The sequence below is a fragment of the Acinetobacter junii genome, assembly GCF_018336855.1.
Lineage (GTDB): Bacteria > Pseudomonadota > Gammaproteobacteria > Pseudomonadales > Moraxellaceae > Acinetobacter > Acinetobacter junii.
The window spans coordinates 48,177-61,545 of sequence record NZ_CP059558.1 but is presented as its reverse complement, the minus strand read 5'-3'; the positions used below and the strand labels follow the sequence as shown (position 1 = coordinate 61,545).

Here is a 13,369-nt window from a genome sequence, read left to right as displayed (position 1 = left end):
ACCAAACGATATGATTAAAAGATCAACGCACCCACCGTACGACATAATCTTCAATGTCATCTTCATTAATTTCAGTTTCTGAAATACAACGTCCTGCCGCAGATTTTTTTGCTTTTAGAACACTCTGACGAGAGCCAGTATTCAAATAATGCCATGACGGAAGATTTTTCCCCTCATTCAGACGTCTGTAAGCACAGCTTGGGGGCAACCATGTAATCGTTTGCAAACGTTCAGGAGTTAATTGTAGACAATCTGCAACATGCTCTTGGCGGTGTGCATAGTCTGAACAGCGTGCCGTTTTACAGTCTAGAAGCTTACATGCCACTTTGGTATATACGACTTCTGCCGTGTCTTCATCTTCAAGCTTGACCAAACAGCACAAACCACAGCCATCACATAAGGCTTCCCACTCAGCAGGGTTTAGCTGATCAAGTGAGTAGTTTTTCCAAAAGTTCGGACGCAGTTCTAAAGACATGGTTTTAAGCTAAAGAGGAGAATGCGCATAGTATAGCATTCCAATTCAAAAAACTGAGTTACTGAAATCATTCGCTTTTTAACACTTCTTTCTATAGTGAACATTTCAACCACAGAAACACCACATTTTGCTCAAAAAATACACGTTATAGTAAAAACATAATAAAATTAGGAGGGTAACTCATATGTTCCGTTGGGCTATTATATTTGCAATCATCGCATTAATTGCTAGTTTACTTGGCTTTGGTGGTGTAGCAGGTTTATCCAAAGATTTTGCCGTTATTTTACTTGTTGTCGCTGTTATTCTCGCTGTCGTGGGCTTCTTGTCACGTGGCAAAGTATAGAAAATTAACATCTCAATTTATAAAAAGAAGAATCTTTGTATTCTTCTTTTTTATTGCCATTATTTAACAAAAGCAACAGTTTATTAGTTTTCTCAGCGTATCAACTTTTGCTTTTTATGTTTTAATCAATGCATTCTAAAAATACAGATTAGGATTTGAAAATGAGCTTCCCGATTACAACTCGTGAAATTGAATATACAGCACCAGATGGTCAACGTTTGGTAGGTTATTTTGCTGCACCTGCAATCGATATGCCGACAGCAGGCGTAATCGTTGCACCTGAATGGTGGGGACGTAATGAATATACAGAACAACGTGCACGTGAACTGGCTGAACACGGCTTTGCTGCTCTCGCAATTGATATGTATGGTGATAAGAAAGTAACAACAGCTTCAGCACAAGCATACGAATGGATGATGCAAACGTTTGAGCATGTGGATACTGTAGTTGATCGTGCACAAGCAGGTCTAAATACTTTGGCAAATCAGCCTGAGGTAAATGCCGAAAAACTTGCAGCGATTGGCTTCTGCTATGGCGGCAAAGTGGTATTGGATCTAGCTCGCTCAGGTGCTAACTTAAAAGCGGTAACAACGTTCCATGCAAATCTCAGTCCCAAAGCTCCTGCTGAAAAAGGTAAGCTAAAAGCAGAAATCTTAGTGTTACATGGTGAACTAGATAGCATGGTGACTTTGGACGATGTTGCAAGTTTCCGTGAAGAAATGCACGCTGCTGAAGTGAACCATGAAGTAATTATTTTCGAAGATGCTAAACATGGTTTTAGTAACCCACAAGCCGATGAGCGTGCTAAAGCCAATAACGTAGATTTGGGCTATAACGCAGAAGCAGAGCGTCAAGGTCTTGAAGCGATGTATGAATTGTTAGATAAGCATTTAAAGTAATTCTAAAATTCGTATTTATACCAACACTTGCCAAGATTGACTTGTGAAACGGCGACATGGATGTCGCCAACAGACTGCAATTTTTTGCGAGAGTTTTTAGAAATTTCAGATAATCCTCTCATCCTCCTAGATAGAAATCGTAAAGCTCATGAGCTCTTCGCACAAACCCTCTAGTGCATATTTCCGCTATACTATAATTCTACTTTTCAATGTTCTGATTCATGTCTGATTTCTCATTTTCTGATGCTTTACTTACATGGTTTGATCAACATGGTCGCCATGACCTACCTTGGCAAGTTGCCGATGACCCGTATAAAGTTTGGGTGTCAGAAATTATGTTGCAACAGACTCAAGTCAAAACAGTGTTGCAATATTTCGATCGTTTTATTCAACGCTTTCCTACCGTAAATGATCTAGGTCAGGCAAGCTGGGATGATGTTGCTCCTTATTGGGCGGGTCTTGGATATTATGCAAGAGCAAGAAATTTGCACAAAGCCGCAGCGATTGTTCATCAGCAAGGTAAATTCCCTGCAACCTTAGAACAATGGATTGAACTTCCTGGGATCGGACGCTCAACCGCAGGGGCGCTCATGTCGCTCGGTTTACGTCAATACGGTGTAATCATGGATGGCAATGTGAAACGTGTTTTGGCTCGTTTCTTTGCGATTGAAGATGATTTATCCAAGCCACAACATGAACGTGCTTTATGGAAAATTGCTGAAGATTTATGTCCAGAACAGCGAAATCATGACTATACCCAAGCCATTATGGATTTGGGTGCAACAGTATGTACTCCGAAAAAACCTCTCTGTTTATATTGCCCTATGCAGCAACACTGTCAGGCATATCAACAAAGCCTAGAACAAGAGTTGCCATTTAAAAAGGCAAAGAAACCTGTTCCTGTTAAAGCAGCAAGTGTCGTTGTGATTCAGTCAGGTAAAGAATGGTTTTGGCAACAGCGTGAAGCTCATGGTCTTTGGGGTGGATTGTATTGTCTTCCTATCATTGAAAGTGCAACTGAATTACAACAGATCGAACAGCACTTTAAGTTACAAGCTCAAGTATCATCCTTACAGATCAGTCATAGTTTTACACACTTCACATGGTTGCTCGATGAAAAAATGTTCCACGTGGAACATGATCAGAAAGAACAACTGAGCATAGAATTAAATGGGATATGGCTCACACCAGAATCTGCGATTGCTAAAGGTATTCCAACCGCGATGAAGAAACTGATCACTGCAAAACAAAAAACTTAAACACTTTAAAATGCGATGGATCAAAACATAGGAGTTTATGTGCGACATTCAATTTCGTATACGGTGATTGGACTGCTCATTATTTTTCTATCTGCGTGTACCACTACACCCCAAAAACCATCTCCTTTACCCAGCGCACAAGTCAGTAAATTAAAAAATATGCGCTTAGACACTCGCCTCCCCATACCTGTAAAAGGTGTTCGCAAAAACGAGTTACGCGATACTTGGGGAGCTGCACGTAGCCAAGGGCGAAGCCATGAAGGGATTGATATCATGGCAGAGCGTGGCACGAAAGTGTATAGTGCAACCGAAGGACTCATCGCAGATTTACGCAATAATAATTTGGGTGGCAAGGTCATTTGGATCTTAGGACCATCAGGTTCTTGGCACTACTATGCACATCTGGATGACCACAAACGCGGACTTAAAGTTGGGGATTATATTCGCAAGGGTGATGTGATTGGGTATGTCGGCAATACAGGTAATGCACGTCATACTGCTCCGCATTTACATTACGGTATTTATTTAAATGGCAAAGGGCGTGGAGCAGTCAATCCATACCCATATTTACGTTAGGAACACACAATGTCAGAAGCATTGATAGAACGTCTGGTTACATTTGCAGAATCAGGAAATCAGCAAAAAATTATTCTGAATGGCACCAGCTATCAAGGTTGGATTATGGAAATCACCGAAGATGCTTTGCTTATCAGCACAGGTTTCGCAGATAAATCTGGTAAAGACTTTTGGTTGAAATTCACTGATTTGAGTTCTGCTGAGTTGTATTATTGGGATACTCGCCCAAATGAATGGGTTGCATTCAAACTTTAATTTTCTCGATATTTATAACGATAAGGAGCATCAAAATGACAATTCAACGCTGTGGTTGGTGCTCTGATGATCCCCTGTATATCGCTTACCATGATGAAGAATGGGGTAAGCCTGTATACGATGAAGCGCGTTTATTTGAAATGCTTTGCCTAGAGGGTCAACAAGCTGGTCTCTCTTGGATTACTGTACTCAAGAAAAGAGAACATTACCGTGCTCATTTCTTTCAACATCCTGTAGCAAAAATTGCCGAGCTTACAGATGATCAACTGGAACATAAACTGACTGATACAGGTCTGATTCGCCACTTAGGTAAACTAAAAGCAATTCGAGATAATGCGATTGCTTGGCAACAATTAAAGCAGGATGTTGACGATGTCTCTGCATGGCTGTGGGCTTTTGTCAGTCACGATGTATTGAACAATGATGTGATCAATTATCGAGAAGCCCCTGCACAAACAGAGATCAGCCAAACCCTCTCTAAAACCTTAAAAAAGCGTGGATTTAAGTTTGTGGGTCCAACGACTTGTTATGCATTCATGCAAGCTGTGGGCATGGTCAACGATCACGAAAATCATTGTCCCTTTAAATAAAATACAATCCTATCCAAAGGAGTCCTTCCATGAGCAACAATCAAATACGTGCTTATGCTGCGATGCAAGCAGGTGAACAACTGGTTCCTTATCAATTTGACGCAGGCGATTTACAAGCCCATCAAGTCGAAGTCAAAGTTGAATATTGTGGTTTATGTCATTCAGATATTTCAGTGATTAATAATGATTGGCGATCATCTACTTATCCTGTGGTTGCTGGTCATGAAATTATTGGAACCATCACTGCTCTTGGTTCTGAAGCAAAAGGACTCAAAGTAGGTCAACGTGTAGGTATCGGATGGACAGCAGAAAGTTGTCAAGCTTGTGATCCCTGCATCGGTGGTAATCAAGTGTTATGTACTGGCGGCAGTGTTGCAACGATCGTAGGACATGCTGGTGGATTTGCAGATAAGGTTCGAGCTGGCTGGCAATGGGTGATTCCCCTACCCGATGATTTAGATCCAGAAAGTGCAGGTCCTTTGTTATGTGGCGGGATTACAGTTTTCGATCCTCTACTTAAACATAAAATCCAAGCCACGCATCATGTCGGTGTAATTGGTATCGGTGGCTTAGGTCACATGGCGATTAAACTGCTCAAAGCATGGGGTTGTGAAATTACGGCATTTAGCTCAAATCCTGAGAAAACTGATGAGCTGAAAGCCATGGGTGCAGATCACGTTGTGAATAGCCGTGATGCGCAGGCCATCAAAGCTCAACGAGGAAAATTTGATTTATTGTTGAGTACAGTCAATGTGACGTTAAACTGGCAAGCCTTTCTCAGCACTTTAGCACCGAATGGCTCATTGCATTTTCTAGGTCTGACTTTAGAACCTATTCCAGTTTCAGTCGGTGCTTTGATTGATGGTGCCAAATCAGTAACAGGTTCACCGACGGGTTCTCCTTTAGCACTTCGTCAACTTCTTCAATTTGCAGCACGTAAAAATATCGCCCCGCAAATTGAACTCTATCCTATGTCACACCTCAACGATGCCATTGAGCGACTTCATTCAGGTCAAGCACGTTATCGCATCGTATTGAAAGCAGACTTCGACTAACTCAATTTCGACGTGAGACTTTCTCTGACCCAATCCGCCAACTGCTGAATAGCTTGGCGGATTTCATCTGTCAAAGCATGGCCAGCGTTTAATCGTAGAAAATGCTGATAGCGCTGATCTTCACCAAATACCTCACCTGGAACGATATTGATTCCATATTGCTGCGCGCGATAATACAACTCTAAACCTGTAATGGTGTTTGGTAGTTGCATCCACAGCGCATATCCACCACTCGATTGGCTAAGTGCGATCGGAATCCCCTGAAACTGCTCCAAAATACATGCACGATATTGTTCGACTTGCTGCATGAGAGCAGGTCTTAAACGTTCCAAATGTTCTCGATAGGCACGACTATAGATAAAGTCGGCTAAACCAAGCTGTAAGGGGGTATTAACCCCAACATTATTTGCTAACAGAGCTGGTCTTAAGTGCTGTAATTGTTGACCTAAACAAAACCACCCCACACGATAAGCACTCGATAAAGATTTAGAAACAGAACCACACCAAATTACATAGCCCTGTTGATCCCAATAACGAATCGGTAAAGGGCGTTCTTTTTGAAAACTACATTCAGCATAAATATCATCTTCCAAAACAAAGCATTGATACTTTTGTGCCAACTCGGCAATTTTTTGTTTTTGCTGATTGCTTAGACAATAGCCCAAAGGATTTTGAAAATTCGCAGTCAGTAAGCATAACTTTGCACTACCCTGCTGCATAAAATATTCTAACCGCTCTAGGTCTATGCCTTGATGATCCGCAGGTATTTCAATAATTTTACGTTTCAATCCTGCAAGGAGCTGAAGCTGACCGTTAAAGGTTGGTGTTGGAACGATAATACTATCGCCCTCTCGACTCATTTGCTGAATCAACAGTGACAGTGCAGGCATACATCCATTACTAATAAAAATATCGTCTGGGGCGATGTAGATACCATCCTCACGCCAATGATCAGAAAGTGCTTGTCGGAGCTGTAGATGTCCTTGTTTATTACAGTACAAAAAATCTTCAGGTTGGCAATGCTTCAAAGCTCGCTGCAAAGAACGGCGTAATCCATCCACAGGTATTAAATGAGGAGATAACTGAATCGCACCTAAAGGCGTTAAATGACTTTGTATGGATGCAGTTTGGATTTGATTTTGCAACTCTAAATTTGAAACTCGTCTTGGCATCGATTCAAATTTTGGGCTTTCAGGTACCGGACTTTGGTATTGTCTCGAGTTAACAAAGTAACCTGATTTGGGTTTGACATAGATCAAGCCTTTGGCTTCTAACAATTCATAACATTGCTGCGCTGTGCTTAAACTGATTTTTTGTTGGCGTGCAAATTCTCTTAATGAACTTAACTTCTGTTGCGGTTGCAGTTCATGTTGGTAAATCTTTTGTGACAGCTGTTCCGCCAAGCGTTGATATTGAAATGTCATGTCTGTACTGGTTTTTTAAAAATTTCTGTATCTGTATTGGTTTATACAACACCTTTAAGCTATAAAAATCAACAGCAGAGGAGTAAAACAATGAAAATTAATAACTTATTTTTAGTGAGTATATTGCTACTTACAGGTTGTCAGTTGCCTGATCAGAAAACACATCAGCAGCAAGAAATTTGCAAATCTCTCGCTGAAGGTTATTTGAAAATTCAAAACCGACAAGGTTATGAGCTATGGAAACTAAAAAATCATAACCCTCAAACCAAAACAGATACGGTAGAGTTGACCTATAAAAAACCCAATGAAAATGGTGTGGTCGTAAGCGCATCATTATTACCAACAGTTGTTTTGGAGTGTACGCGCAAAGAGCACCAGATTGTCATGTCTATCCCTCAAACAACAGGAGAATCTATTCCTGTTCTCGAAGTTCAAGTTCCACCCATATCTACTGACACACAGAAAAACCTTGGCTTAGTTGCTCAGACAAAAATTCAATAAAGAGACGAACACGTTTGGGTAAATGCTCTTGTTGGTAATAAACAGCATGGATGCTTTGATAAGAGTGCTCAATTTGGTCTTCAAATAATGCGACCAAACGTCCTTCGTTTAAATCTTGCCAGATTTCAAACTCAGATAATCGTGCAATACCCTGTCCTCGTAGACACAATTGCCGTACTGTCTCCCCACTAGATGCTTTGATTTTGGCTTGTGCAAAGAAGTATTCATCATCTACTTTAATCGGCCACTGATTAATATGAATCGGGCGTGTGAAGCCAATTAAATCATGCTGTAACAATTGTTTTGCTTGCGTCGGTGTCCCCATCCGTTTTAAGTAATGTGGACTTGCCACAATATACAAGCGACTTTTACATACCAATTTTGCATGAAGACTTGAATCATGTAATTCACCAAAGCGAAATGCGACATCAGTTTTATGCTCTAGTAAATCAATCACTTGATCCTTACTGTTTAATTCAATTTCAATATTCGGATAGCGCTGCCGAAATACACGCATCAAAGGAGCAATCACATGCAAGATAAATGGCGCAGCCGAATCAACACGAATCAAACCAGATGTATCTTGATCTGAACGCTGCAAAGCTTCTTCGGCCGCACTCAAATCATTTAAAATCTTTCGGGCATGCGCTAAGAACTGCTGACCTTCTTGAGTGAGTTTTAATTTTCGTGTGGTGCGTTCCAGCAAAGTCACTTCAAGCTTAGACTCTAAACGACTCAAAGAACGACTCAAGCCAGATGCTGTTTGACCTAATCGCTCAGCAGCTGCAATAAATGAACCTGTATCAACAATCGTTATAAAGGCGAGCAATTCCTCAATACTTGATTTCATTATCACCCCCTATTGTTGATATTCAGTCAACTATATTTTGCAAATTCATCTATTTTTTAGCAACAATAATCATCGCAAAATTGCCTTCATCAACAAATTAGACTCTTTTGAGTTAAAAAATTAGGTGAAGAATATGCAAATCCCTCAATTTGGTTTAGGTACTTATCGTTTAAATGATCAAATCCTGATTGATTCAGTCAAAACTGCCTTAGATGTCGGCTATCGCGCTATTGATACAGCACAAATTTATGAGAATGAAGCAGCAGTAGGACAGGCTATCCGTGAAAGCGGGATTGCTCGCCAAGATTTATTCTTAACTACAAAAATATGGGTCAATAACTTTTCTGAACAACGCCTGATCCCAAGCCTAAAAGAAAGTTTGCAAAAAATAGGCACTGAAGCAGTTGATCTGACCTTAATCCATTGGCCAGCACCATCGCAAGGGACAGATATCACAGAAGTGATGCAATTATTATTAGAAGCCAAACAACAAGGCTTAACCAAACTCATTGGGATTTCAAATTTCAATATTGCACTTACTCAACAAGCAATTGATAGCATTGGCGCAGAACATATTGCCACCAATCAAATCGAACTAAGCCCTTATTTGCAAAATCAAAACTTGGCAAATTACCTTACACAACAACAGATTGATGTGACCTCTTATATGACTCTTGCTTACGGGAAAGTGCTCAAAGACCCAACTTTGCTTGAGATTGCAGCACAACATCAGGCTACTTCAGCACAAGTTGCTTTAGCTTGGGCATTACAAAAGGGTTATGCGGTTATTCCATCATCAACCAAACGTGAGAACCTGATCAGCAACTTGAAAGCACAAGAATTAAAACTAAGCGAACAAGAAATGCAGCTGATTGCGGAACTGGATCGTAATGGTCGTGAAATTGACCCACCTGAACTTGCACCAGTATGGGATAAATAAACATGAAGCAGCGCATCAATCTTCCTTTGCTCGCATTAGCTATTGGTGCGTTTGCCATTGGAACCACTGAATTCTCGCCTATGGGCTTATTGCCGAACATTGCCCATGATCTTGGTGTTTCGATTCCAAGTGCAGGTATGTTGATCACAGGTTATGCCTTGGGGGTGATGCTAGGTGCCCCAATCGTCACTTTATGGTTCGGTGGTTTTGCTCGTCGCAATGCTTTAATTCTTCTGATGGCCATTTTTACCATAGGCAACTTAATTGCGGCATTTGCACCAAATTATATGAGCCTGATGGGCGCACGCTTGATTACCAGTCTCAATCACGGTGCTTTCTTCGGGATTGGCTCAGTTGTCGCTGCGAGTGTCGTACCTGCACATAAACAAGCCAGTGCTGTAGCTACCATGTTCATGGGACTAACAATTGCCAATATTGGTGGCGTTCCTTTAGCGACATGGGTAGGACAAACCATTGGCTGGCGGATGTCTTTTCTTGCGATTGCGGTATTGGGTGTAGTAACGATGTTTTCTCTATGGAAAGCACTGCCTGTGGGTGGTGTTGGAAAAAAACCCGACGTTAAAATGGAATTAAAAGTTCTCTCTCGGCTCCCTGTGATTTTGGCACTTCTTACCACAGTGTTCGGTGCTTCAGCAATGTTTACCCTTTACACCTATATCGCCCCGAGTTTAGTTGCTTTCAATCACGCCTCACCGATGTTTATCACCATGATGTTAGTTTTAATTGGGGTTGGTTTTTCGATTGGAAACCATCTAGGTGGCAAGCTTGCAGATCGATCTATTGATAAGACGTTAATTGGCTTCTTCATCGCCTTGATTGTATTGATGGCAGTTTTCCCTCTGCTGGCCCAAACCCAAGTCGGAGCAGCTGTTGGGCTGGTTCTATGGGGCGCGGCAGCATTTGCAATTGTGCCATCACTGCAAATGCGCGTTATGTCGGTAGCACATGAAGCATCTGGTCTCGCTTCCTCTGTAAATATCGGAGCATTTAACTTAGGCAATGCAGTTGGCGCAGCGGCTGGAGGAGCTGTTTTAAGTCTAGGTCTGAGCTATGCCTCAGTATCAATGATCGGAGCAGCTCTTGCAGCGATTGGATTACTTTTGGTGTTTATCCAAATCTTTCTCGCATCTCGATCTAAGCTTAGCTATCAGCACTGCACCTAAACCTAGAACATAAAAAAGCCTGATTGAATCAGGCTTTTTTATTACTTCAGTACATCTGGTAATTTCGGTTGTGCATACAAAGGATTATTCACTTCCTTTTTCATTTTCATCAGCATTTGATAGGGTTGTTGCTGTACAAACATATTCACAAAACTAAGCGGAATTGCACCAGCTGGATCTGCATAACCTGTTGTAGATACTTTGACTTTATTATTTGCTAACTTTTGAAAAGTCCAATCACCCTCATAGCGGGTTAAACGAATCACATCAGGCTGTTCAGGATAGTTATTTTTAATGGCATTGTTTTTAATACTAATACTGCCATCCGCATTTTTACTCATTTTCCCTTTAATCACCACATCGCGATCTTTTAATGGAAAAGGAAAATCAAGCACCATATATAATGTGAACTCGCCCTTCTTCTCATCTCGAGATAATAGTTGAGCCTTACCCACATAAGGAACCCATTGTGGGGTGCGTTCAACATCTAGAACTACGGCTACAGCCCGTTCTAATGGCACATCAAAAGTTGTTTCTGCTTTATATTGGAATACTGGATTATTTTCAGTTTGATATGTCCAAACTTTAATATTATTTCGGTGCAAACTGAGTTTCGGAGCTTCTGCGGCACTGACGACCAAACTCGTCGCACTTAGCAGCGTAGCAAGAACAATATGTTTTTTATTCATGTCATGCTCAATTGTTGTAATGAGGTTTGGAGCTTATCGTGCTTTTTGGGATTTATTGAAAGCGCAATAAGCTCTTTTTATAGTGCAAAAAGGGAACTTTTTATACTTGAATATCGTTAAAGCCTAAGACATCTTTCATGTCATATTTGCGAGCTTCACGCCCTACAACCCATGCTGCTGCACGTACTGCACCCGAAGCGAAGTTCATACGGTTTGTCGCTTTGTGCGTCACTTCAACACGTTCACCTTCACCGATAAACATAACGGTATGCTCACCCACAATATCGCCACCACGAATGGTTTCAAAACCGATAGTTTGACGATCACGTGGACCCGTATAGCCTTCACGACCATAGACTGCAACTTCTTTTAAGTTGCGCCCTAAGGTATCAGCGATTGCTTCACCCATCATAAATGCTGTGCCAGACGGTGCATCTACTTTATGACGGTGATGTGCTTCAATGATTTCGATATCGACCGTATCACCAAATACTTTTGCTGCAAGTTCCAAAAGTTTGATTGATACATTTACACCTACAGAATAGTTTGCAGCATAAACAACTGGGGTTTGAGTTGCTGATTCATCTAAGAATACTTTTTGTTCCTCGGACATGCCCGTCGTTCCAATCACCATCGCTACACCAGCTTCACGACAAAGCTTTAAGTGTTGTTCTGTTGCGGCTGGTGCAGTGAAATCAATCACCACGTCACAATCTTTTAATACTTCAGCTAAACTGCCAACGATCTTTACGCCCAAACTTCCAACGCCTGCAAGCTCACCTGCATCTGCGCCGACTAAACTGCTTTCAGGGCGTTCTACTGCTGCTGCAAGTTGATAGCCTGCTTCTTGTACAGCCTGAATCAGAATACGGCCCATGCGTCCGCCAGCACCTAAGATCCCAATGCGTGGAGAAGTTGACATAATGTTTCCCAGTCTTTTATTTAAACAATTTCGCTACTATAGCAAATGAATGGCATCTATACATCTATAAAGTATTACTTATCATAGACTTAAATCCCCCTAACACCTCTTTAAAAATAGAGGGTAAATTTCTGCTAATTCAGTATGTTATAGGATAGACAATGCTCCCTCATTTGAAAAATGAAGGTTGCTGAGGATTTAAAATTTCCCATAAAAAAACCTGCCGAAGCAGGTTTTTTATTGATGTCTATTAATCAAAGAGGCGATCAAAGAATGATTTTTTCTTTGGAGACGATGCATGACCATCACCATCTAAAGAGGCTTGTAATTCTTTAAGTAACTCGCGTTGACGGCTGGTTAAATTTACTGGGGTTTCTACAACGATGCGGCAAAGTAAATCACCCACCATACTACTACGTACAGGGCGAACACCTTTGCCACGTAAGCGGAATAATTTACCCGTTTGAGTCCCCTCAGGAATCTTCAAACTCACACGACCGTCCAAGGTTGGGATTTCAATTTCTTTACCCAAAGCGGCATCCGCGATACTAACTGGCACATCCATATATAGATCAGCGCCATCACGTTGGAAAATTTCATGCTCGCGCACAACCACTTCAACGTATAAATCACCTGATTGACCATCACGAATCGCTTCGCCTTTACCTGTTAAGCGAACACGATCACCGTTGTCCACACCCGCAGGGATGGTAACTTCAAGTGTTTGTTGACGATCTGCAACACCAGAGCCATGACAAGTATTACAAGGATTTTTAATAATTTTGCCTTGACCACGACAGGTGCTACAAGTTTGCTGCACAGAGAAGAAGCCCTGTTGCATACGAACTTGACCTGAACCATGACAAGTACGGCATGTTTCGACATCGTTTGGATTTTTAGATCCTTTACCATCACAAGTTTCACATGGCGCAGGAGCCGTAAAAGTAATGGTTTTTTTAACGCCTTTAACTGCTTCTTCTAAGGTCAATTCCATCACATAGCGGAGGTCTGAACCACGGCGTTGGCGTTGCTGCTGGCGACCGCCACCAAATGCACCACCAAAAATATCACCAAATTGGCTGAAAATATCTTCGGCACTAAAACCGCCACCGAAGCCACCGCCACCACCAAAACCGCCTTCAAATGCACTATGTCCAGCACGGTCATACATACTGCGCTTTTCACTGTCAGACAGGATTTCATAAGCTTCTGATGCTTCTTTGAATTTTTCTTCAGCTTCAGCGTTGTCAGGGTTACGGTCAGGGTGATACTTCATCGCCAACTTACGATAGGCTTTTTTGATCTCATCATCACCTGCGGTTTTCGAAACGCCTAAAACCTCATAATAATCACGTTTAGCCATGGTTGGCGATGCTCCTCACGGAATTTATTAAATCTCTACGAATA

The 13,369-nt window shown here is 41.5% G+C and carries 16 protein-coding genes; 10 read left to right on the top strand and 6 right to left on the bottom strand.

The features are described from left to right. Positions 1-22: 22 nt before the first annotated feature. A complete protein-coding gene (locus H2677_RS00280) occupies positions 23-475 on the bottom strand; it encodes a YcgN family cysteine cluster protein (RefSeq protein WP_099947846.1) in 453 nt (150 codons plus the stop codon). 184 nt (positions 476-659) lie between these two features. On the opposite strand from H2677_RS00280, the gene H2677_RS00275 reads away from it, so the two are divergent. From H2677_RS00275 to ahr, 7 genes are all read left to right on the top strand, one after another. Next, positions 660-818, top strand: a complete 159-nt coding sequence (locus tag H2677_RS00275; RefSeq protein ID WP_004910276.1) for a DUF1328 family protein — start codon at positions 660-662, stop codon at positions 816-818. A 161-nt stretch (positions 819-979) separates the two neighbouring features. Beyond that, complete coding sequence (locus H2677_RS00270; protein WP_075695988.1) at positions 980-1,717, top strand: dienelactone hydrolase family protein; 738 nt, start codon at positions 980-982, stop codon at positions 1,715-1,717. Positions 1,718-1,938: 221 nt separating this feature from the next. Next, positions 1,939-2,976: an A/G-specific adenine glycosylase gene (mutY, locus tag H2677_RS00265; RefSeq protein ID WP_212638915.1), complete on the top strand. Its 1,038-nt coding sequence runs from the start codon at positions 1,939-1,941 to the stop codon at positions 2,974-2,976. A 15-nt stretch (positions 2,977-2,991) separates the two neighbouring features. After that, positions 2,992-3,552 (top strand): M23 family metallopeptidase, encoded by a 561-nt coding sequence (locus tag H2677_RS00260; protein WP_371863837.1) that lies wholly within the window; start codon positions 2,992-2,994, stop codon positions 3,550-3,552. Positions 3,553-3,561: 9 nt separating this feature from the next. Continuing rightward, positions 3,562-3,807 (top strand): hypothetical protein, encoded by a 246-nt coding sequence (locus H2677_RS00255; RefSeq protein WP_004910282.1) that lies wholly within the window; start codon positions 3,562-3,564, stop codon positions 3,805-3,807. A gap of 35 nt (positions 3,808-3,842) precedes the next feature. Beyond that, positions 3,843-4,397, top strand: a complete 555-nt coding sequence (locus H2677_RS00250; protein WP_004951102.1) for a DNA-3-methyladenine glycosylase I — start codon at positions 3,843-3,845, stop codon at positions 4,395-4,397. A gap of 29 nt (positions 4,398-4,426) precedes the next feature. Further along, positions 4,427-5,452 (top strand): NADPH-dependent aldehyde reductase Ahr, encoded by a 1,026-nt coding sequence (gene ahr / locus H2677_RS00245; RefSeq protein WP_151690545.1) that lies wholly within the window; start codon positions 4,427-4,429, stop codon positions 5,450-5,452. On the opposite strand, the gene H2677_RS00240 is transcribed toward ahr, so the two are convergent. Beyond that, on the bottom strand, positions 5,449-6,876 hold the full coding sequence (locus H2677_RS00240) for an aminotransferase-like domain-containing protein (protein WP_212638914.1): 1,428 nt from the start codon (positions 6,874-6,876) through the stop codon (positions 5,449-5,451). The genes ahr and H2677_RS00240 overlap by 4 nt on opposite strands. A 90-nt stretch (positions 6,877-6,966) precedes the next feature. Between H2677_RS00240 and H2677_RS00235 the strand changes: the two genes are divergently transcribed. Further along, positions 6,967-7,377: a hypothetical protein gene (locus H2677_RS00235; RefSeq protein WP_212638913.1), complete on the top strand. Its 411-nt coding sequence runs from the start codon at positions 6,967-6,969 to the stop codon at positions 7,375-7,377. On the opposite strand, the gene H2677_RS00230 is transcribed toward H2677_RS00235, so the two are convergent. Next, positions 7,325-8,227, bottom strand: coding sequence for a LysR family transcriptional regulator (locus tag H2677_RS00230; protein WP_212638912.1), 903 nt, complete (start codon positions 8,225-8,227; stop codon positions 7,325-7,327). The two genes, H2677_RS00235 and H2677_RS00230, sit on opposite strands and share 53 nt — an antisense overlap. 133 nt (positions 8,228-8,360) lie before the next feature. Here H2677_RS00230 and dkgB point away from each other — a divergent pair, with 133 nt between their 5' ends. Next, positions 8,361-9,167: a 2,5-didehydrogluconate reductase DkgB gene (gene dkgB / locus H2677_RS00225; protein WP_004951091.1), complete on the top strand. Its 807-nt coding sequence runs from the start codon at positions 8,361-8,363 to the stop codon at positions 9,165-9,167. A gap of 2 nt (positions 9,168-9,169) precedes the next feature. Further along, complete coding sequence (locus H2677_RS00220) at positions 9,170-10,351, top strand: MFS transporter (protein ID WP_151690547.1); 1,182 nt, start codon at positions 9,170-9,172, stop codon at positions 10,349-10,351. 41 nt (positions 10,352-10,392) lie between these two features. On the opposite strand, the gene H2677_RS00215 is transcribed toward H2677_RS00220, so the two are convergent. From H2677_RS00215 to dnaJ, 3 genes are all read right to left on the bottom strand, one after another. Further along, the gene (locus tag H2677_RS00215; RefSeq protein WP_004951085.1) at positions 10,393-11,040 is read right to left on the bottom strand and encodes an START domain-containing protein; all 648 of its coding nucleotides are present in this window, start codon (positions 11,038-11,040) and stop codon (positions 10,393-10,395) included. 100 nt (positions 11,041-11,140) lie between these two features. Beyond that, positions 11,141-11,962 (bottom strand): 4-hydroxy-tetrahydrodipicolinate reductase, encoded by an 822-nt coding sequence (gene dapB, locus H2677_RS00210; RefSeq protein ID WP_112986325.1) that lies wholly within the window; start codon positions 11,960-11,962, stop codon positions 11,141-11,143. 250 nt (positions 11,963-12,212) lie between these two features. Then, entirely contained in the window at positions 12,213-13,325 is a 1,113-nt protein-coding gene (gene dnaJ / locus H2677_RS00205) for a molecular chaperone DnaJ (protein ID WP_004951083.1), read from the bottom strand. Positions 13,326-13,369 lie beyond the last annotated feature (44 nt).